The sequence below is a fragment of the Sporosarcina ureae genome (assembly GCF_029267015.1).
Lineage (GTDB): Bacteria > Bacillota > Bacilli > Bacillales_A > Planococcaceae > Sporosarcina > Sporosarcina ureae_D.
The window spans coordinates 99,279-120,347 of the sequence record NZ_JARIEA010000060.1 but is presented as its reverse complement, the minus strand read 5'-3'; the positions used below and the strand labels follow the sequence as shown (position 1 = coordinate 120,347).

At 38.8% G+C, this 21,069-nt stretch carries 20 protein-coding genes; 12 read left to right on the top strand and 8 right to left on the bottom strand.

From position 1 onward, the window contains the following. Window positions 1-48 precede the first annotated feature (48 nt). A complete protein-coding gene (locus Q7P97_RS10290; protein ID WP_303969101.1) occupies window positions 49-789 on the bottom strand; it encodes a hypothetical protein in 741 nt (246 codons plus the stop codon). A gap of 256 nt (window positions 790-1,045) precedes the next feature. Between Q7P97_RS10290 and Q7P97_RS10285 the strand changes: the two genes are divergently transcribed. Further along, a complete protein-coding gene (locus Q7P97_RS10285) occupies window positions 1,046-1,945 on the top strand; it encodes a DMT family transporter (RefSeq protein ID WP_303969100.1) in 900 nt (299 codons plus the stop codon). 116 nt (window positions 1,946-2,061) lie between these two features. Here Q7P97_RS10285 and yxiS read toward each other — a convergent pair whose 3' ends face one another. Further along, entirely contained in the window at window positions 2,062-2,358 is a 297-nt protein-coding gene (yxiS, locus tag Q7P97_RS10280; RefSeq protein ID WP_085427285.1) for a protein YxiS, read from the bottom strand. Window positions 2,359-2,579: 221 nt separating this feature from the next. On the opposite strand from yxiS, the gene Q7P97_RS10275 reads away from it, so the two are divergent. Then, window positions 2,580-2,996, top strand: coding sequence for a carboxymuconolactone decarboxylase family protein (locus tag Q7P97_RS10275; RefSeq protein ID WP_303969099.1), 417 nt, complete (start codon window positions 2,580-2,582; stop codon window positions 2,994-2,996). A 181-nt stretch (window positions 2,997-3,177) separates the two neighbouring features. Here Q7P97_RS10275 and Q7P97_RS10270 read toward each other — a convergent pair whose 3' ends face one another. After that, window positions 3,178-3,939, bottom strand: coding sequence for an SH3 domain-containing protein (locus tag Q7P97_RS10270; RefSeq protein WP_303969098.1), 762 nt, complete (start codon window positions 3,937-3,939; stop codon window positions 3,178-3,180). 150 nt (window positions 3,940-4,089) lie between these two features. Then, a complete protein-coding gene (locus Q7P97_RS10265; RefSeq protein WP_303969097.1) occupies window positions 4,090-4,743 on the bottom strand; it encodes a reverse transcriptase-like protein in 654 nt (217 codons plus the stop codon). Between the two features lie 383 nt (window positions 4,744-5,126). On the opposite strand from Q7P97_RS10265, the gene Q7P97_RS10260 reads away from it, so the two are divergent. Both Q7P97_RS10260 and Q7P97_RS10255 read left to right on the top strand, forming a co-directional pair. Further along, window positions 5,127-6,608 carry a glycine betaine uptake BCCT transporter gene (locus Q7P97_RS10260; RefSeq protein WP_303969096.1) on the top strand — a complete coding sequence of 494 codons (1,482 nt, stop codon included), beginning with the start codon at window positions 5,127-5,129 and terminating at the stop codon, window positions 6,606-6,608. Window positions 6,609-6,895: 287 nt separating this feature from the next. Then, the gene (locus Q7P97_RS10255) at window positions 6,896-7,858 is read left to right on the top strand and encodes a tRNA dihydrouridine synthase (RefSeq protein ID WP_303969095.1); all 963 of its coding nucleotides are present in this window, start codon (window positions 6,896-6,898) and stop codon (window positions 7,856-7,858) included. A 61-nt stretch (window positions 7,859-7,919) separates the two neighbouring features. On the opposite strand, the gene Q7P97_RS10250 is transcribed toward Q7P97_RS10255, so the two are convergent. The 3 genes from Q7P97_RS10250 to Q7P97_RS10240 all read right to left on the bottom strand — a co-directional run bounded on the left by Q7P97_RS10250 (window position 7,920) and on the right by Q7P97_RS10240 (window position 12,043). After that, window positions 7,920-9,086, bottom strand: coding sequence for a pyridoxal phosphate-dependent aminotransferase (locus tag Q7P97_RS10250; protein WP_303969094.1), 1,167 nt, complete (start codon window positions 9,084-9,086; stop codon window positions 7,920-7,922). A gap of 143 nt (window positions 9,087-9,229) precedes the next feature. After that, window positions 9,230-10,807 (bottom strand): L-serine ammonia-lyase, iron-sulfur-dependent, subunit alpha, encoded by a 1,578-nt coding sequence (sdaAA, locus tag Q7P97_RS10245; RefSeq protein ID WP_303969093.1) that lies wholly within the window; start codon window positions 10,805-10,807, stop codon window positions 9,230-9,232. 180 nt (window positions 10,808-10,987) lie between these two features. Beyond that, window positions 10,988-12,043 carry a M42 family metallopeptidase gene (locus tag Q7P97_RS10240; protein ID WP_303969092.1) on the bottom strand — a complete coding sequence of 352 codons (1,056 nt, stop codon included), beginning with the start codon at window positions 12,041-12,043 and terminating at the stop codon, window positions 10,988-10,990. Between the two features lie 177 nt (window positions 12,044-12,220). Between Q7P97_RS10240 and Q7P97_RS10235 the strand changes: the two genes are divergently transcribed. After that, complete coding sequence (locus Q7P97_RS10235) at window positions 12,221-12,706, top strand: STAS domain-containing protein (protein ID WP_303969091.1); 486 nt, start codon at window positions 12,221-12,223, stop codon at window positions 12,704-12,706. Between the two features lie 56 nt (window positions 12,707-12,762). On the opposite strand, the gene Q7P97_RS10230 is transcribed toward Q7P97_RS10235, so the two are convergent. Then, window positions 12,763-13,200 (bottom strand): universal stress protein, encoded by a 438-nt coding sequence (locus Q7P97_RS10230; RefSeq protein ID WP_303969090.1) that lies wholly within the window; start codon window positions 13,198-13,200, stop codon window positions 12,763-12,765. 600 nt (window positions 13,201-13,800) lie between these two features. Here Q7P97_RS10230 and Q7P97_RS10225 point away from each other — a divergent pair. The 7 genes from Q7P97_RS10225 (at window position 13,801) to Q7P97_RS10195 (ending at window position 21,025) form a co-directional block, all read left to right on the top strand. Continuing rightward, a complete protein-coding gene (locus tag Q7P97_RS10225) occupies window positions 13,801-14,679 on the top strand; it encodes an alpha/beta fold hydrolase (protein ID WP_303969089.1) in 879 nt (292 codons plus the stop codon). Window positions 14,680-15,014: 335 nt separating this feature from the next. Further along, window positions 15,015-15,458 carry an Lrp/AsnC family transcriptional regulator gene (locus tag Q7P97_RS10220; protein WP_303969115.1) on the top strand — a complete coding sequence of 148 codons (444 nt, stop codon included), beginning with the start codon at window positions 15,015-15,017 and terminating at the stop codon, window positions 15,456-15,458. A 35-nt stretch (window positions 15,459-15,493) separates the two neighbouring features. Continuing rightward, a complete protein-coding gene (locus tag Q7P97_RS10215; protein WP_303969088.1) occupies window positions 15,494-16,420 on the top strand; it encodes an ABC transporter permease in 927 nt (308 codons plus the stop codon). A gap of 1 nt (window position 16,421) precedes the next feature. Beyond that, window positions 16,422-17,357 carry an ABC transporter permease gene (locus Q7P97_RS10210; protein ID WP_483315752.1) on the top strand — a complete coding sequence of 312 codons (936 nt, stop codon included), beginning with the start codon at window positions 16,422-16,424 and terminating at the stop codon, window positions 17,355-17,357. Window positions 17,358-17,377: 20 nt separating this feature from the next. Further along, window positions 17,378-18,400 (top strand): ABC transporter ATP-binding protein, encoded by a 1,023-nt coding sequence (locus Q7P97_RS10205; protein WP_303969087.1) that lies wholly within the window; start codon window positions 17,378-17,380, stop codon window positions 18,398-18,400. Then, window positions 18,393-19,346, top strand: coding sequence for an ABC transporter ATP-binding protein (locus Q7P97_RS10200; RefSeq protein ID WP_303969086.1), 954 nt, complete (start codon window positions 18,393-18,395; stop codon window positions 19,344-19,346). The genes Q7P97_RS10205 and Q7P97_RS10200 overlap by 8 nt, the downstream gene beginning before the upstream one ends. 59 nt (window positions 19,347-19,405) lie before the next feature. Further along, window positions 19,406-21,025, top strand: coding sequence for a peptide ABC transporter substrate-binding protein (locus Q7P97_RS10195; RefSeq protein ID WP_303969085.1), 1,620 nt, complete (start codon window positions 19,406-19,408; stop codon window positions 21,023-21,025). Window positions 21,026-21,069: the final 44 nt, after the last annotated feature.

Genomic DNA, 21,069 nt, shown 5'->3' with positions numbered 1-21,069 from the left:
TAACCCGAAGTAGACGCTACCTTCGTGTCTGCTTCAGGTTATTTGTATTCATCTGATAGTTGGATACAATGCATGTGTAACTTTTACAATCGCATCTATTGTTTCTCCTTTAAACTCATTGGAAACGGTAGTGCCGGAAGGATTTGAAAAGTAATATGCATCGACTCTCGGATTATAGCTGTACCCCATGCCGGCTAAAGATTGTTGTAGTTGGGTGGGTATGCTTTTTAACCCAGTGCGCTCCATAAAGTAGTCTGTACAGTAGATTTTCACGTCTATATCATTTGTGCCAGTATGAATGACAAATAAATCTTTACTATCTTTCACGAGCCACTGACTTTTTGAATACAAAGAAATTCTGGTTTTTCCCAATTTATCAATTCCATCTAAATTCATACCAAAATAGTGGTTAATCATTGTACGGACTTCTTTACCTGTCACGCGATAATTATGATGGTCTAAATATAAGTCCAATAGAGCTTGCGAAGAGAGATCGGAGCAGTTTTCATTAACCTTTAAGGTATGGGCTTCAAAAGAACCGAGCTTCGCAAGTGTTAGAACGGGAGCAAGAGGTAATTGAATGTGGAATGCTTGTGTAATTGCTTCATAAATGACCCGACTGGTTACATGATCCTTATAATGATGGATATACAGATCCATTACTTCAATTTTAGCTAACTTGCTGATGTAATCCACTACTTCTTTTTCCGAAAAGCATTCGTTCAATTGATGAGAGTTTTTCACTATTTCTTGAAGTTCATCGGAATACGTTACTGGGACAATATCCATGCGAAACCTCCTTATAGTAGACATTATTGTATGTATTAAATAATCATACAATAAAATGGGTGCGAAGTACTTAAGTATTTGAATAAGTATTATCCGATTTTTATTAGATCGATTCCAACTTAAATTAATACAAATGAGAAAAGAAAGTCATGGAGCAAATAGTTTTGAAGTTATCGACTCTTTTTAATAATTCGTTATGCAAGCTACTATACATAAATGGGGCATCTTTTAGGAAAAGAACGGGGATGAAAGAAAAATGGAAGCACAGGCGAGTGTGAAAATCTATTTATTAACCATTTCAGGAGCGGTCTGCTGGGGACTAATCGGTTTATTCATAGCACCGCTTTATGATCAAGGTTTCAGTGCGTGGGATGTTGTAGCAATTCGCGGGATTTTTAGTTTCACCTTTTTATTTATCATCATGGTGATGTTTTTTCGTAACCAGTTACATACCCGATTAAAAGACCATATTTTTTTCGCGAGCGCAGGGATTTTTAGTCTTGCTTTATTTAATTACTTTTACTTCGAGGTATTTTCTCGTACAAGTTTATCAGTAGCTGTAACATTACTATATACAGGACCGTTATTTGTCATGATCTTATCAAGGGTGATCTTCAAGGAGTTGTTGACTTTACGAAAGGGATTGTCGCTAGTATTCGCAATGATCGGCTGTGCATTTGTGGTTGGATTTTTACCGTATGGGTCGTCAAGTATCCCTGGCAATGCGCTGTTCATGGGAATTCTATCTGGCTTTTGTTACGCTTTATATAGTGTGCTAACGAAGCCTGTGACAAAACGATATTCCGCACTGACGATTACTACCTACACATTCTTTTATATGGGACTGTTCATGTCTTTGACGAGTGATGTGTGGAGCAAGTTCGATAAATTTCAGCATGTTGATGTATGGATTTCATCCTTATTACTTGCATTGATTTCTACTGTGGCGGCGTATGTGTTATATACATTAGGACTGAAGTATTTGGAAGCTGGAAAGGCATCCATTCTGGCGACGATTGAACCGATTGTCGCAGTTCTGGTCGGTGTATTGTTTCTTGGAGATCAGTTGCGATCGTTGCAGGTAATGGGAATCGCTCTTGTACTATATTCAGCTATGTTAGTGGTAGGTAGGCCAAAGGGATCTAAGACCTTATAAAATGTGTCTGCATCAGAAGTGAATTCCGTTGCAGACACATTTTGAGTGATTGTCATAATAATAAACAGTAGCGATACAGTGGTTTTCCTAAAAATCAGTATGCCTAATAAAAAATATTACACTTTAAAATTCTGTATTTCATCCGCTACCACAAATGCCAAATCATCATTTCCGAACATCTGAAGTACGTCGAGCATAGTTTCATTATCGATATGAAGCTCTTCGAATCCATCGTCGTTTTCCATTACTTCTTTTAATGCAGGGTTCTCCCGCTGTTCAGGATATGCTTTTTGATAGAGAGCTTGTGGATTCAGTTTATGATTCACGCACCATTGGACAAATAGACGAATCATCAAATTTTCGTCATCTTTATACTTTTGTATGATTTGTTCCTCTACGTTTTTAAAATCCATCGTACAGACCCCCATGATTGTTTCCTTAAGTATAAAGGATAAAGAATCTTTCTAGTAATGATTGAATTAATTTAGACATTATATGCCTGAAAAACAGAACAGAATGAATACTTATAAAAGAATAGATGTAAGATTTGGATTTGTCGTAAAGTTTGGTACAATGAAATGAATAGTACCATTTGATGAAATAGCAGACAAAAAGATTCGGGGGGTTTTTAAAAATGGCAGAGGATCGTTATCAACGTGGTTTAGAAAAGTTAATGGAACTCACGTTATCAACTGAGGACAACCCAGCAGGTGAGATGGAGATTGGTGAAAGCTTCAAAGATGTCGCTCCCGATTTGACCAAGTACGTTGTAGAATTCGCATTTGGTGATATTTACTCGCGACCTGGGCTCGACAATAAACAAAAAGTACTGACAACGATTACAGCGCTTGTGGCACAAGGCAAACCTCAAATTCAGATGCATATCAAAACAGGACTCGACGTCGGTTTAACACCGGATGAAATCATTGGGTGCATTATGCACTTGATTCCCTATACAGGATTCCCGAGTGTACTAAATGCCTTATCGGTAGCACAAACTGTGTTTAAGGAACGTGGCGTGGCGATTACTAAAATTGAGGATGATAAATAATTATATAAAAAGGCTTCATTCCACAGAGCGTTACGTTGAATGAAGCCTTTTTTTATATAAGCAAATAGTTGAATAGTATTCCATAGAATAACATGAAATTATTCAGTTTATTAAATTAAGATCAATATAAAAAATTGCCACCTAGGGAAGTCCTTTGGCAGCAATTATTCATTAGTATGCATTACTTTTTTGCTTTATATGATACTAGCTCTGTAATAATGGTTCCTTTGTTGTTTGTACTCTTGATGATCCCGATTCCTTTTGCAATATATTCGCGTGAACCGTCTTTGTGACGTAAGATCACAACATTTTTAAACGTACCTGCCTTTACCTTGATCGTTTTCGTCGTGCTTTCCACTAAAACTTTGGAATCATCGTAAGCAGATTTTGCGTACGTTCCTTGTTTCAATGGATATAACACATCTACAAAAATAACATCCGAATCGGATACGCCAATCATTAGTCTATTTTTATCCTCGATATACGTATAGCTGGAATAGTCAGGATAGAGTGTGTCTCCTATATTGAATAGAAAAGTGAATTCACCATCTTTTTTTACAACAAAACTTTCTTTTGTATCATCGAAAAAAGAAGGGGAATACGTTAGGGTTAAGCCACTAACAGGGGTCAAACCTTTTGTAACAGTAGTTAGAGTGGCGGCATTAGGATTTTTCTTGGATAAAGCAGATGTATAAACATATCCCTTACTCTTTCCTGCTTGTACATGCGACCAACCGTTTGAAGAAGAAAAGACCGTTACCTTCGAGTGGTTTTTAATTGTTCCCACTCTCTCTGCATTTTTGGCAGGCTTTACGCGGAGGACGATGTCACTCTTTGCGCTTACATACATGGCAGTTGTTTTTGTAGCTGCTTCTGTTCCAGTGGGAAGACTGAAGGAAAAGCTCAAAACTAGTACCATAATTAAAAATAATACTTTTCTCACATAACTCACTCCTTATTAATAGTTATTCATATACAGGCCCACTAATGAATTTAGTAGGCCTATACTAGTATATCTTACTATTTAGATTATTGTTTAAGCAAGTAAGTTAGCGATATATTTCTTAATGATCTTTTTTATTTTACGTATTATTTACCTTTCAGTATTCGCCATAATCTTAACACCCGCCAAAGCTTGAGTTGCAAGTCGATCAGCTTCGTTATTTAACTTTCTAGAAATGAGCTTAAACTGGGGTTCTAATCCAAGCGATTTCATCTTTGCTTCAATTCTATCTGCCCAGCGATACAAATCTTCCTCGATGACAGGCCATTCTTCGGTTAAATGATGGATAACAACACGTGAATCACCCAGTACAGAGATAGGCAAGTGATGTACTCCAAGAATCTCTAACTCTTGCAAGCATAGGTGAAGTGCGGCATATTCTGCTTCATTATTTGAAGTTAGACCTTCGACGAAAGCATTTTTCCTCACCCTATAGGACTTTCCGTTTTGATCATAATAGATGACGCAACCAAGTCCGGCCGTCTTCGTGTCCCAATCGAAGCCACCATCAAAATAAATACTGATGTTATGTGGTTCTGTTTCGATACCTTTTACGTAGGTCTTCAATTCTTTCAACGTCCATGAGCTATCATGTTGATCCACAAAAATAACGTCTTTTACTCGGCCAGTTTTTTCGATATCCAAGCCAAACATAATGGCTTCTTCTGCTGACATTTCCTCCGAATGAAAAACAGTAATTTTTCCGTTACGCGACTTATATGTCCATTCGATACTAATTTGCATGGCAATTCCTCCTATATACGTAGTGTAACCTTTTTCAATTGTAAAAAACTCGGTAATGATTAAATATAAAATAATAGCAGCAACATTTTACCTAGCAACATTTTATGTTCAATGAAGTACATTTATTGAGAATTAAAAGTGCATTATAGTAGGTATAAAGTCGTTATTAATATATTTTCTACCTTCATAATTAGACAGAGTTCTTCATCCTATTATCGCTTATTGCTAGATGCTGTCTATATTTGTAACGCTTTATGAAAAAGTAAAACAACTCTACCTATATGTTTGCATGTATTTTTCTCTTTTGCGTTTTTCTAAAAGTATATGTATAGTTAGAAATCGTTCATTACACGAACAAATAGCCTCAATTCGAAAGGAGAAACATGAGAAAAATATCAAATGTCTTTTACATTACTATCGCATTAATCGTCATTACTGTCGGATACGGGGCATTCGCTTCGGATAGTTTCGAGGAAATTACGAGTAATGCCAAGAATTTTGTCGCCTCATCATTTGGATGGTATTATCTGCTACTGCTATCCTCACTATTATTATTAAGTATCTTCCTCATTTTCAGTCCGTACGGTAAGATCCGTCTGGGGAAAAATACGGATCGACCTGAGTTTTCCACAGTTACATGGATTGCCATGCTGTTTTCAGCTGGAATGGGTATCGGTCTAGTGTTTTATGGTGCGGCTGAACCGTTGTCACATTTCGTCAGTCCGGCAACTGAGGATCCGAGTACCAATGAAGCATTTAAAGAGGGGTTACGGTCATCCTTCTTCCACTGGGGCCTTCATGTATGGGCAATGTATGGAGTTGTCGCATTGGCATTGGCTTACTTCCAGTTCCGTAAAGGCTCACCTGGTTTAATTTCAGCAACATTGAAACCGATTTTCGGTAAAAAAATGGATGGTCCGTGGGGAATATTCGTAGACGTTCTTGCCGTCTTTGCAACTGCGTTCGGCGTTGCTACCACTCTCGGTTTTGGTGCTGTTCAAATTAATGCGGGTCTTAATTATTTGTTTGGTATTAAAATTGGGACGTTCTCTCAATTTATCATCATCGCAATCGTCACCGTCCTATTCATTGCATCTGCGTGGTCAGGATTGAGTAAAGGAATTAAGTATTTATCCAACTTGAACCTCGTTCTAGCCGTGTTGCTACTCGCATTTGTTGTGATTTTAGGACCCACACTATTAATCATGAATATGTTCACGGAGTCATTCGGTAGTTATCTGGGGAATCTGGTAGAGATGAGTCTCCGCACAGCACCACTTAACGTAGACAATCAACAATGGTTGTTTGACTGGACTATCTTTTACTGGGCATGGTGGATTTCATGGGCGCCGTTTGTCAGTATGTTCATAGCACGCGTTTCAAAAGGTCGTACAATTCGAGAGTTCATGGTCGGTGTTCTATTGGTACCGACATTACTATGTGCGTTTTGGTTTTCTGCATTTGGTACGACAGCTGTTAATATGCAGCTTACGGGGATCGCTGATATCGCGAGTTCTAAAACAGAACTAGTCATTTTCGAGATGTTTAATGAATTGCCATGGTCATTCTTCATTTCCGCTATTGCCATTCTATTAATCGCATCATTCTTCGTAACAAGTGCTGACTCTGCGACGTTTGTTCTCGGTATGCAATCGACATACGGTTCACTCACGCCAGCAACTAGCGTGAAGATTGTATGGGGTGTTATCCAATCATCTATCGCATTGATCTTGTTATGGGTTGGTGGTCTGGGGGCACTGCAAAATACGATTATTATAGCCGCCTTACCATTCTCATTCGTTATGCTGCTGATGGTAGTATCTCTGATGAAAGCACTAGGTCAGGAAAACATTTCACGAAGATAACAGTAAGATTATTTACTTGTATATAAGCTAGAGTATATTTTAACCGCTACTTTATTTTTAGTAGCGGTATTTTCGATGAATTCTTGTAATGTGCTAAAAATTGTGTTGTATGTAAAGTCTGATGAAGTTTCCCTGAAATAGTGCAGAGTAGTAGTATGTCCTTAATCATTTTTGGTATCATTTCATAGATAGTGGAATTCACTGCCTCATTTTTTGTATAATGATATAATTGGCATCTGCTTCAAAAAGAACAGTGCGAATTACGATGAGAGGAATTGAAATGAACAATGAGTAATAATTTTTGGCGCGAGTTACCTCGGCCATTTTTCATATTAGCACCGATGGAAGATGTGACAGATGTGGTGTTTCGTCATGTGATAGCAGAAGCTGCACGTCCTGATGTGTTTTTCACGGAGTTTACGAACACCGAAAGTTTTTGTCATCCGGAGGGAATCTATAGTTTGCGTGGACGTTTAGCGTTTACTGAAGATGAGCAACCCATTGTTGCTCATATTTGGGGAGATAAACCGGAACATTTTCGCGAAATGAGTATCGGCATGGCAGAGCTTGGGTTTAAGGGGCTTGACATAAATATGGGATGTCCAGTACCAAATGTGGCTGCGAAAGGAAAAGGTAGTGGATTAATCAATCACCCTGAAACAGCGGCTGCAATTATTCAAGCATCAAAAGCAGGAGGATTGCCGGTCAGTGTGAAAACGCGTCTCGGTTACACAGATATTGACGAATGGCGCACTTGGCTCAGACATGTATTGGAACAGGATATTGCCAATCTATCGATACACTTGCGTTCACGTAAAGAAATGAGTAAAGGACATGCACATTGGGATTTGATTCCCGAAATTAAGAAACTTCGTGACGAGATTGCGCCTGACACGATGTTGACAATCAACGGGGATATTATGGATCGTCAAATGGGACTAGAACTTGTTGAGAAATACGGAGTAGATGGTGTCATGATCGGACGGGGAGTTTTCCATAATCCATTTGCCTTTGAAGTGGAAAAGAGAGAACATGACCACAAAGAATTATTAGATCTTTTACTTCTGCATCTAGATCTTTTTGATAAATATTCAACTGAACTAGAGCCGCGACTATTCAAGCCGCTTCGTCGTTTCTTCAAAATTTACGTAAAAGGATTCCGTGGAGCAGCTGAACTGAGAAATGAATTGATGAATACCAATACGACAGATGAAGTGCGCGCTTTACTTGATGCCGTGGAGCTTGATTAACTACTAATAAAACCTTCTCTATTATTCCAACGCTTATGGAATGAAAGAGAAGGTTTTTGTCTTATTTAAATACGTCTAGTTTTTCAATGCGGTGCATGGCTTCTCGCATGCGGTCTTCGCTTTCTAATAAACCGACACGTATGTATCCTTCTCCGTGAACACCAAAACCATTGCCTGGCGATACGGCAACATCTGCTTTGTCCAATAACAAGTCAGCAAAGGCTTCACTCGTAAATCCTTCAGGAACAGGAAGCCAAGCGAAGAATGAGCCGGTGGGAGCCGTTACATCCCAACCAATACGTTTACATTCTGATAGCAAAACCGTTAGACGTCTTTCATACAAGTCGACTAACTCTTCAACACATTGCTGAGGGCCTGTCAAAGCCTCGATTGCAGCACGTTGAACAGCAGGAAATAGGCTGGTGAATAAATGATCTTGCAATATATTTAATGCTTCTACGATTTCTGCATTTCCTACAGCGAAACCTACACGCCATCCCGCCATATTATACATTTTGGAAAGGGACAGCATTTCAATACCCACTTCTTTTGCACCTTCTGTTTGTAAAAAACTAATTGGTTTCTTACCTTCAAACCCAATGCCGCCATAGGCAAAATCTTGTAAAACAGCAATCTGATTTTCTTTGGCAAATGCCACGGTCTCTTCATAAAACGCTGGTGTTGCTGTGACGCCAGTCGGATTACTTGGATAATTTAAGTACATGAGCTTAGCATCTTTTTTCTGATCGTTAGTTAGCTTGTCATAATCAGGTAGAAATCCATTCTCTTTACAGAGTGGCATCGTATCATAGCGAATACCCGCTAAGCTCACACCTGATAAATAGTCAGGATAACCGGGGTCTGGAAGCAATAATAAGTCACCTTCATTCATGATAGCTAAAGGAAGTTCTACGACACCTATTTTTGTGCCACCTAGTACCGCGACTTCTGTTTCAGGGTCTATCACCACATCGTATTCTCGCTGATAGTATTCAGCAACGGCTTGTTTTAAAGCCGGCGTTCCACGGAAAGGTGAGTAACCGTGTGTGGCGGGATCTTCAACAGCTTCTTGTAATGCTTTAATAATATGAGGAGGTGTGGGCTGATCAGGATTACCCCGCCCCAGATTAATTACATCTCTACCTTCATCCATAGCTTTTTCCACTTTTTTTAATAATAATGTAAAGAAATGCGGAGGGAGATTTTGTAATCGGTTGGACAAAGCCATAGTCTATTCCTTCTTTCTTTAAGGTACCATTTTGTCGAGTATACATAGATCATACTAGATTATTAAATATTCAACTAGTTAGCCACACGTAAAAAAACCAGATCCCTAATCTAGTGAGTAGGGACCTGGTAAATAGATTGTAGTTATTCTGTTTCTACTAGCACAATATCATCGATAATCGGAACATCGCGTTTCAATACCGCCAACATTTCATCGTCTACTTGACTATCGATTTCACAAATCGTGATGGCAGGTCCATCGATCGCAAAACGTTCGTTGGCCATACGTGCAATATTGATCCCTTTTCTTGAAAGAATTCCAAGAAGATCGGCGATGACACCTTTTTGATCCGTATGACGAATTAGGAGTGCAGGTCGTTCGCCAGAAAATTTTAAAGGATAGTCGTCTAGTTCTTGTACTTCAATTTTACCGCCGCCAAGTGAACTGGCAAGAACTTTTATGGAGTTGGTTGGTCCAGTCAATTCTACAAGGACGGTATTCGGATGATAGCTGCCGAGCACACGTTTCGTGAATTCGTATTGTAACCCTGTTTTTTCAGCTAGTTCTTTCGCATTTGGAATTCTTTCGTCTGTTGTATTGAAACCTATGACGCCAGCGAGCAATGCCAAGTCGGTACCGTGACCTTGATAAGTAGTAGCGAAAGAGCCCATTAATGAAAACTTCGCGTGTGTTGGTTGTTCATTCAATAACTGATATGCAACATTGCCTATTCGTACAGCACCAGCAGTATGCGAACTAGAAGGACCAATCATGACAGGTCCAATGATTTCGTAGGCGCTCTGGTATTTAGCTGGGGCCCCTTTACTCTTTTCTTTATTGCCTTTGTCATTACTGAATACTTGATTCTTTAATTTTTGACCTGTTGGAGTGCCGGCCAATCCACCAATACCTGTTTCACGTAATGATTCAGGCATTTGCTGTCCCACTTCGTGCATTACATGAATAACTTCGTCAGGGGGGATAATGCTTACTACACCTGCCATCGCCATGTCTGCTGCAGCTTCAGCTGTAATAGCATGCAATCCGTTTCGAATAATACAAGGAATTTCTACTAGGCCTGCTACTGGATCACAAACAAGTCCCAATGAATTTTTCAGTGCAATACCAATTGCGTGTCCGACTTGATCAGGCGTACCGCCAGCAAGTTCCACTAATGTACCTGCCGCCATTGCTGTAGCGGAACCGACTTCCGCTTGGCATCCTCCCGCGGCTCCTGAAATAGAAGCGCGGTTTGCGATGACCAACCCTAGCGCAGACGCCGTGAACATAGATAAGACAATTTGTTCGCGTGTGTATTTGCCCGTATCAAGAGCATGAACGAGAACAGCGGGTAAGATTCCTGCCGAACCGGCTGTAGGAGTGGCAACGATTCTTCCCATATTCGCATTTACTTCAGATACAGCTAATGCGTTTGCTGCAGTATTTAGTGTAGAAGGATGAACGAATGAATTGCCTTGTTTCGCGTAATCATACAAACGTTGTCCATCTCCGCCTGTTAATCCCGTCCGTGACATAACGGAGGTAGTCGTTCCTTTACGAACTGCTTCTTCCATAACGGTAAATTGCTCTGACATTTTCTTGATGATAGTTTCTCTCTGCATGCCTTTTTGTTTAATTTCAGACAGAATCATTAACTCGTATATCGGAGTGTTGTCCTGTTCCGCATGCTCGATCAGTTGGTTTAAACTCGTGAATGCCATGTGTATTTGCTCCCTATAGAGAACTGTTCCATATAGAAAAAACAGGAACCGCTCTCGCTGTATTTGTTAGAACTGACTGACAATTTGAAAGCGCTTACCTCTTATTATTTGTTATTTCACACGTAATGTCAATGAATCGAAAAGGCACTAGAGCATTAAATGCCCAGTACCTGTTTTTGTTTAATAGGTTTGAAGATCGGATAGCAAATAATAATAGATCAATTGTGAAGTGTTTTTCAAAGAATCCTCATGTGTACGTTCAAACGCATGGGAAGAGTCAATTCCTGGACCAATCAAGCCGTGTATAATATCGTGTCCTGCTTTAATCGCCGCAGATGCATCAGAACCATAGTGTGGATACATATCGATTTGGTATCCTATGTCATTTTTATTGGCTAGCTCTACTAGATGGTTGCGTAATCCATAGTGGTACGGACCGCTAGAGTCTTTTGCGCAAATAGACACTGTGTACTCATCTGTTGTCTGACCGTCCCCCATGGCCCCCATATCGACAGCCAAGTACTCTACTGTTTCCTCAGTAATGTTGGAGTTACCACCGTATCCAATTTCTTCATTATTCGAAATAAGGAAGTGGGTAGTGTACGGTAACAGGATGTTTTCTGTTTGGATATGTTTGATGAGTTGCAACAAGATGGCCACACTCGCTTTATCATCTAGATGGCGAGATTTGATGAAGCCATTATCCGTGATTTCTACACGTGGTTCAAGTGAGACGAAATCTCCTACTTCAATACCGAGCTGGCGAATTTCTTCTGCGGTATGAACTTTTGCATCGATGCGTACTTCCATGTTCATTTGATTGCGATCTACGGTACCAGCATTTTTATACACGTGCACAGACGTTTGATGGAGTAAGATCGTTCCTGTAATCGTCTTGCCGGATGCCGTATGAATCTTACAATACTCACCCTCAATTGAATTGTAGTGATAGCCGCCAATTAAATCTAGTTTTAGACGCCCATTACATTTCACTTCTTTGACCATCGCACCCAGTGTGTCGACGTGAGCAGTTAACATACGATGTTCTTTATCATTTGTACCGGGTAAAGTGGCGATCAATCCACCTTTACGATTGCGTTTAGTTTCTACATTATATGCCTGTAAAAAGTCCTCTACAAAAGATATTACTTGTTTCGTATAGCCAGAAGGACTTGGAATGGACACAAGTTGCTGAATAAGCTTCTTCGTTTCAGTTATGTTTGGTTGATAAGCCATGTAATGAATCTCCTTTTATTGGATGGTTTTAGCTTAGTTTATCGTGTTGGAAACTTAGTTTCAACGATTTGAAATGATTTGGTTCAGTCGAATTAGGTTAACCTATGGTATAATTGTTTAATAAAAATACATTGTAGACACTAAAAGTTTTACTTGGAAAGGTGAGGAAATCCTTCTATGAATAAAGAAACAAGTTCCACACAACAAATTAAAGAGTTAAAAGAAAAGATCGAAGCTTATGAAAAAATAATAGAAGACTTGTCGGCTCCTATTATACCTTCTATTGTGCCCGAAACAATTTTGGTTCCTCTAACGGGTGCTCTTTCGGTAGGACGCTTTATACATATTCAGGATAAAGTTGTACAAAGAATATCATCTAACAATATACATACAGTAGTATTTGATTTTACTGATATTGGTTCTTTTTCCGTAGAAGAAAATATGGGATATGAGTTGTTGAGTGAAAAGATCAATGAGTTAGTCAGCGTGCTACAATTAATGGGGACAGAAACCGTTTTTGTAGGATTTTCACCTGAGTTTGCACAAAACTTGATATTATCCAATGTGTCCAATTTTAATCGCATTCGTGCATTTACGAATTTCCGTGAAAGCCTTCAGTATTTGCTGGAAATAAAGGGATTAGAAATTGTAAATAAAAATTAAAATAATGCCTGTATACCAGAGGATAGTATCTTCCGCTGGTATACAGGCATTTTATATTACATATCGCTTTGTCGAACGACCAACACGTCACACTTTGCAGTTAAAACGATGGCTTCTGATACAGAGCCGAGGAAATAATGCTCGACATTTTTTAAGCCTTGGGCGCCGCAGACGATTAAATCCGCTTCTACTACAAGAGCCAAATCTTTGGAAATATTGACTTTGGGATCACCGTGCTTGATATGTGTTTCTACATGTTCAAGTCCCTCTTCTTTGGCAATAAGCTCATAGCTGTTTAGCAAATCCTCTATATGTCGTTGTTCACGTTTCACAAAGGAAGCATCCTCTTCATCAATAGAAAAGACATCAATGATATTAACGATGTGCAACCTCGCATCAACTTCTTGCTTTGCCACCTCAATCGATTTATGCAAAGCCCATTTTGCCTCATTTGATCCATCTACCGCGACGAGAATACTCTTATATTCATTCATCTGGAAAATCCCCTTCCGAAAAATCTAGATAATTATTCGTACAGTGTAATATAGCAACGATAGTATGGTAAAAACTACTTGTTATTCTACCTTAATTATACCATATTTATACACTGGTCATGATTGAATCTTAAGAGTAATTCATTTTGTGAAACGCATAACTTTCACATAAATTGTTAGTTAATTACTTACTAAACAGTCATTACAAACTACGTCAAAGGACAGGTTATATGTCGTATAAGTGGAATTTAATAATAAGTTATACCTAAAATGATTAATAGTCAAAATAAGAGTATCGAGCAATAAATTAATGCAACTAGGGTCTGTCGATAAAATATTTTTAGTTATAAATTGAAATACTATTTGAAGATATACAAGAATTGAATAGGTAGTCTTTAAAATACTATAGGTCAGCCATTTGATCGTGATTTTTATTGATCAAATTAAAGTGAAATATTTATTTTTTAACTAGTCCAGTAGACAGAAAATTATAGAAAATGATTTTACAAACCTAGTCAATATAAAAATGTGATGCTACACTTGATTAAGTTTTTGAGAAATAGTGTAAATGACAAAAACTAAATCATTGGAGGTTTTTATATGTACGCTCATGTGAACGGAGTAAAATTATTTTTTGATGTAGAGGGAATGGGCTTTGTTCCAGATGGACCGATTATGCGGGAAAAACCAGTTTGCTTTATTCTTCACGGTGGACCAGGAGGAGATCACACAGGTTTTAAACCAGCCTTAAGTCCATTGGCGGAAGATATGCAGCTCGTTTATGTTGATTATCGTGGTAGTGGAAGATCAGAAAAAGGACCACAATCGACATACACACTTGAAAATAACGTGGAAGACCTAGAAGAACTAAGAAAGTATCTAGGATTAGATAAGATTGTGTTAATGGGTCAATCTTATGGTGGAATGGTTGCCTTGGAGTATGCAAGGAAGTATCAGGAAAATCTCAAGTCATTGCTCCTTGTCGTAACTGCACCAAGCGGAAAGTTCCTAGAGAAAGCAAAGGAAACTGTCAAACTAAAAGGAACTCCTAAACAAAAGGAAATGGCACAAATTCTATTCGACGGAGCTTTTGAATCGACAGAACAGCAAAGTGAATACTTTAAGGTGATGGCGCCTATGTATTCTTATAGCTATTCAGATACACTTGAAGCGGAATTAGCTAGAAATCATGCTGATCAGCGTGCGAATCGTTCTTATCAAGCACTTAACGAAGGATTTGGAGGATTTTTACGAGAGTATGATGTAGAAGAGTTTTTGCCATCCATTCATGTTCCTACACTTATTATTACAGGTAGACATGACTGGATCACACCGGTAGAGGGTTCCATTCTTATGAGTGAAAAAATTCCAAACAGCGAATTAGTGATCTTTGAAGAAAGTAGTCACTCGGTAGTAAAAGACGAACACGAAAAGTTTATTCAAACAGTTAAAGAATTCGTAGAAAAGAAAATTAGATAATGCAATAACATAACGCCTTGAACATTGGATTTAGTCAATGTCAGGCGTTTTTCTATTGTGAAATAGTAAAAAAGGGGTACGAGAATATACTAATTTCAGCCTTAAAACGCCGTCAAATAGAAGTTTACAATACATTATATAATGATAATAATAAAGTTATTTAAAAGATTCGGAAAATTGGTTGCAATCCAATAGTATAGTTATTATAATAACGTGTAAGGTGTCACAAAGAGTACATATTTAGAAAAAAGTACTGTTTATTCCCTTAGTATTTTAAAAGTAGTATGCATATAAGTACTTATTCAGTTGATAACTACCGAAAGTGGGTGATTTAAATAAAGCAGCTAGATGAATTAGATACACATATTATTAAACTGTTGTCAAAAGATGGGCGAATGTCATTCAGGGAATTAGCTAAGAGTACAGAGGTTACTGAAAAAACTGTGAGGTTGCGATATGCACACTTGATCGACAGTGGAATACTGGAAATCGTGGGACGAATTAATCCTATTACAATTGGATTAAAAGAAGGTGCTATTATTCAGTTGAAAGTGAAGCCCGCATGTTGGGAAAGTGTTATAGAGTATTTATCCAAGATCCGGAGCATCCGCTACATCACTACCACTACTGGAGACTATCCAATATTGATTCAGGTAGCAGCAGCAAATCAAGAAGAAATTGCAGAACTCATAATTAGATTGTATAAACATGAAGAGATTACAGAGGTAAATTCGATGATTCAATTAGAAGTATCCAAAAGTTCTTACCAAGTAGACTGAAATTTCAGTGGATGGCAGGGAGGGGGAATGTCCGAATGTACATATTAAAACGTATTTTAACAATGATTTTAACAATATGGGTGATTGTCACCTTAACATTTGTGATGATGAAGTTTATACCAGGTGATCCTTTTGCATCTGACGCGGACGTCTTACCGCCTGAAGTATTAGAAAACATGAGAGCCCAATACAATCTGGACAAGCCGGTGGCGGTTCAGTATGCGCTGTACTTAAAAGGTTTAGCTAGTTTTGATTTAGGGCCTTCCATCGAGTCGCGTACAAGAACTGTAAACGATATTATAAAGTCCGGTTTTCCACCGTCAGCCTTCTTAGGCTTACAGTCCTTAGTCATTGCACTTTTCTTTGGACTACTACTTGGAATTATTGCCGCACTTTATCACAATCGATTCCTAGATTATATTTCAATGATTATAGCTATTATAGGGATTTCGATACCAAGCTTTATATTGGCACCACTTTTAATTAAAGTGTTTTCAGTAGACTTAAGGATATTCCCTGTAGCCACTTGGGGAACATGGATGCATACTGTTCTACCTTCTATCGCACTAGCCTCCATGCCCCTAGCAGTAGTTGCCAGATTCATGCGCTCCAGCATGATTGAAGTGATGAATGCAAATTATATTCGAACTGCGGATGCAAAAGGATTGAGCACAGCGGGAATTGTCATCAAACACGGGATCCGAAATGCTATTCTTCCTGTTGTCTCCTTTATAGGCCCTTTGTTTGTTTCATTGATTACGGGAACATTCGTAATAGAAAAGATATTCGCTATACCGGGTATTGGTCGATACTTTGTAGATAGTATATTCAACCGAGACTATCCCGTAATTATGGGTACGACCATATTCTTTAGTGTCATATTAGTATTTACACTGTTCTTGATAGATATTTCATACAGACTTATTGATCCAAGAATTAGTCTTACAAGTAAGGAGGGGTAATGTGGTTATAAAACAAAACAACGATACACTATTTGCTCCGTTGCATCCGGATAAAAAGATTGCGGATGAGATACAGCGACCTAGTTTAAGTGTATGGAAAGATACATTATTAAGTGTCTTAAAGAACAAACTTGCCTTAGTTGGATTCTTTTTATTAGCAGCTATCGTATTTCTAGCAATCTTCGGTCCGTCGATGGTTCCATATTCTCCTTCTGGACAAGACTTGACGAAAACTAATTTAGCGCCTTCATCGGCTCATTGGTTCGGTACAGATAACTTAGGAAGAGATATGTGGGTACGTTCTTGGTATGGTGCGCGAGTTTCATTAATCATCGGTATTGTGGCCGCAATCATCGACTTGATACTAGGGTTGATTGTAGGCGGAGTATCTGGTTATATGGCTGGTCGCGGAAAGAAAGGCGACCGTATTGATAGCGTATTAATGCGAATCGTTGAAGTGCTATACGGAATTCCTTACTTGTTGATCGTGATTTTGTTGATGGTAATCATGGAGCCGGGAATTACGGCAATTATTATCGCGCTTTCGATTACAGGTTGGGTAGGAATGGCACGGATCATCCGAGGACAAATTTTGCAGCTTAAATCACAGGAATATGTTCAAGCTGCTGAGAAGATGGGGACATCTCATACTAAGATCATTACTAAACATTTACTTCCCAATACAATGGGGATCATTATCGTTAATCTAACATTCACGATTCCAACAGCGATCTTCGCTGAATCTTTCCTAAGTTTCTTAGGATTAGGCGTTCAAGCACCATTTGCTAGTTGGGGAACAATGGCCAATGATGCACTGGGTGTAATCTTAAGCGGTCAATGGTGGAGACTCTTCTTCCCTGGGTTCCTAATTTCACTAACAATGTTCGCATTTAACGTATTTGGAGATGGGATTCAAGATGCGTTAGATCCGAAATAAGGAAACTGGAGGTGCACAACATGAGTAAATTGCTAGAAGTCAAAAACTTGAAAGTAAATTTCAGCACCTACGGGGGAGAAGTAAAAGCGGTACGGGATGTTTCCTTTCATATAAATGAAAGTGAAATCTTGGCCATCGTAGGCGAAAGTGGTAGTGGAAAGAGTGTTACGGTTCAAACAATCATGGGTCTACTTCCTAAAAAGGTCTCCAAAATTAAAAGTGGAACTATTCATTATAAAGGAAAGGACTTGCTGAAACTAAAGAGAAGTGAATTGCGTAAGTTGAAAGGTTCTAAAATTAGTATGGTATTCCAGGATCCTATGACATCCTTGAATCCTACTATGAGAATAGGAACACAAATCGCAGAGGGACTCATTATTCATCATAACCTGAGTAAAAGAGAAGCTAAGATACAGGCGTTAGAAATGATTAAACTGGTTGGTATTCCTAATCCGGAACAGCGATATAATCAATATCCACATGAATTTAGTGGGGGAATGCGGCAGCGTGTAATGATCGCGATCGCATTAGCGTGTAAGCCAGAGTTGCTTATTGCGGATGAACCTACAACAGCACTCGACGTAACTATTCAGGCACAAGTGCTAAATCTTATGATTGATTTGAAAGATAAAATGAATACATCGATTATATTGATTACGCATGATTTGGGCGTAGTGGCGGAAACTGCTGAACGAGTAGCGGTTATGTATGCAGGCGTAATAGTAGAGACAGGAACCGTAAATCAAATCTTTAAAGAACCGAAACATCCGTATACATGGGGGTTAATGGAGTCCATACCAGATATGTATAGTGATCAAAAGGAAAGACTTATTCCTATTGAAGGATCACCACCAGATTTGTTTGCCCCTCCAAAAGGTTGTCCATTTGTGATGCGATGTAAATATGCAATGGAGATTTGTGAAAGTAAGATGCCGGGTGATTATGAAATAAGTCCGAATCATACCGCTAAATGTTGGTTAAATGATGAACAATCGCCAAGTGCAGAAGAAGTGATTGCGTTAGGGGGAGCCATGTATGAGTGAAGTGCTGGTTAAAATCGATAACTTAAAAAGACATTTCCCTGTAGCCGGAAAGAAAACTGTCAAGGCGGTTGATGACATATCACTTTTTATCAGAAAAGGTGAAACGCTTGGTTTGGTAGGAGAGAGTGGTAGCGGGAAGTCCAGTCTAGGAAGATTAGTAGTAGGCTTGGACAAACCTACTTCGGGTTCTATTACATTTGAAGATAAAAACTACGCTAACTTGACCAAAAAAGAACAACGGATCATCAATCGGGAAGTACAGATTATTTTCCAAGATCCGCACGCGTCGCTGAATCCAAGAATGCGTATAGGTGAAATAATTGCTGAGGGAATTGACGGATATAAGTTATCAAAAGGTAAAGAACGAAAGGAAACAGTGTACAACTTATTAGAGAAGGTTGGACTTAGACCAGAGCATGCTCAGCGATATCCCCATGAGTTTAGTGGTGGTCAAAGGCAGCGTATAGGTATTGCACGCGCTTTAGCCGTACAACCCAAATTCATCGTAGCTGATGAACCTATCTCCGCTTTGGATGTTTCCATACAAGCGCAAGTAATTAATCTACTGGAAGATTTAAAAGAACAAGAACAACTTACGTATTTATTTATTGCCCACGACTTAGGTATGGTGAAGCATATTAGTGACCGTATCGGAGTGATGTATTTGGGGAAAATGATGGAGTTGGCAAGTAGTGATGACTTGTTTAAAAATCCATTACATCCTTATACACAAGCTTTAATGTCGGCTATTCCAGTTGCCGATCCAAGTTTGATCAAGAGAGATCGTATTGTGCTAAAAGGAGATCCGCCAAGTCCAGTGAATCCTCCTAGTGGATGTCGATTCAGAACACGTTGTGCACACGCTATGGATATATGTGCTGCTGTAGAGCCTGAATGGAAAGAAGTAGAGAAAGATCATTTCACGGCCTGCCATCTATATACCTGACTGGTTGTTCGATAGTTACTACAGATTCAAAGATATAAAAACATATTGGAGGGATAATTTTGAAGAGAATATTGTGGCTTTTTATAGCGATCTTGTCGTTAGGAACAATTCTAGGTGCATGTGGCGGTAAAAGTGATGGAGATGAATCTTCATCTGGAGAAGATGTAAAACAAGAAATTACGATGAACGCGAAGAGTGAACCACCTTCCATGGATCCTGCGTTAGCAACGGATACAACATCTGGTTGGGTAATGGATCACGTTTTTGAAGGACTTTATACACGAGATCAAGACGGAAAAACAGTTCCTGGTCTTGCTGAAGAAGCTGAAGTTTCAGAAGATGGAAAAACACATACTTTTACAATCCGAGAAGATGCAAAATGGTCTGATGGTAGTCCATTGACAGCAAATGATTTTGAATTTGCGTGGAAACATGTACTAAATCCAGACACAGGGAGCTCATTTGCCTTCTATTTATATTATATTAAGGGTGCAGAAGAGTATAACAAAGGAAAAGGTACTGTAGAAGATGTTGCTGTAAAGGCTTTAGATGAAAGAACACTCGAAGTTACATTAAATGCACCACTAGGATACTTTGATACACTATTAACTATGTGGACATTCTATCCGGTTAAAGAAGAGTTAGTATCTAGCGATGCAAATTGGGCTGCAGAAGCCGATACGTATGTCAGTAATGGTCCATTCAAAATGACAGGTTGGAGTCATGATAGCGAACTTGTTATTGAAAAGAATGATGAATACTACAAAGAAGATGAAGTGAAATTAGATAAAATTACATTTAAAATGGTTGGAGAAGCGACAACAGCTTATCAAATGTACAAAACAGATGAGTTAGACTTTATGATGACGTTACCGACAGATGCGATTGAGTCAGAAAAAGGTAATGAAGACTTTGAAATCGTACCTTACTACGGAACATATATGTATATGTTTAATGTAGAAAAAGAGCCGTTTACAAATAAAAAAATCAGAAAAGCATTTGGTATGGCAGTGGATCGTAAAGTGTTATCTGAAAATGTCACGTTAGCTGGTGAAATTCCTGCATATGCAATGGTTCCTGAAGGTGCAGATACACCAAAAGGTGATTTCCGCGAAGAAGGTGGAGACTACTTCAAAGAAGATGTTGATGAAGCAAAGAAACTACTTAAAGAAGGTATGGAAGAAGAAGGTTGGTCTACACTTCCTGCAGTAACACTTCTTTATAACACGGATGAAAACCACAAGAAAATTGCGGAAGCAGCTCAAGAAATGTTCAAACAAAACCTCGGCGTAGATATTAAACTTGCGAACCAAGAGTGGAAAACATATCTTGAAACTACGAAAACTCATAACTTCCAGATGGCTCGTATGGGCTGGATCGGTGTATTCGTTGATCCTGTAGTAAACCTTGACTATTTCTTAGGTGATAGCCCGAACAACCGTACAGGATGGGTCAATGAAGAGTTTGACCGCATTATGGCGGAATCGAAAGTAGAACAAGATCAAGAAAAACGTTATGAAATGTTACATCAGGCAGAAGAAATCTTAATGGAAGACTTCCCGATGATGCCAATTCACTTCTACACAAACACATATTTAATGAAGACAAATATTAAAGGTTCTGCTAACTATGTAAACCGTTATCCGTTCATGAAGTGGGCAGAAGTAGAAGCTAAGTAATCAGTAAACAACCCTTTATCATATTTGATAGAGGGTTGTTTTCA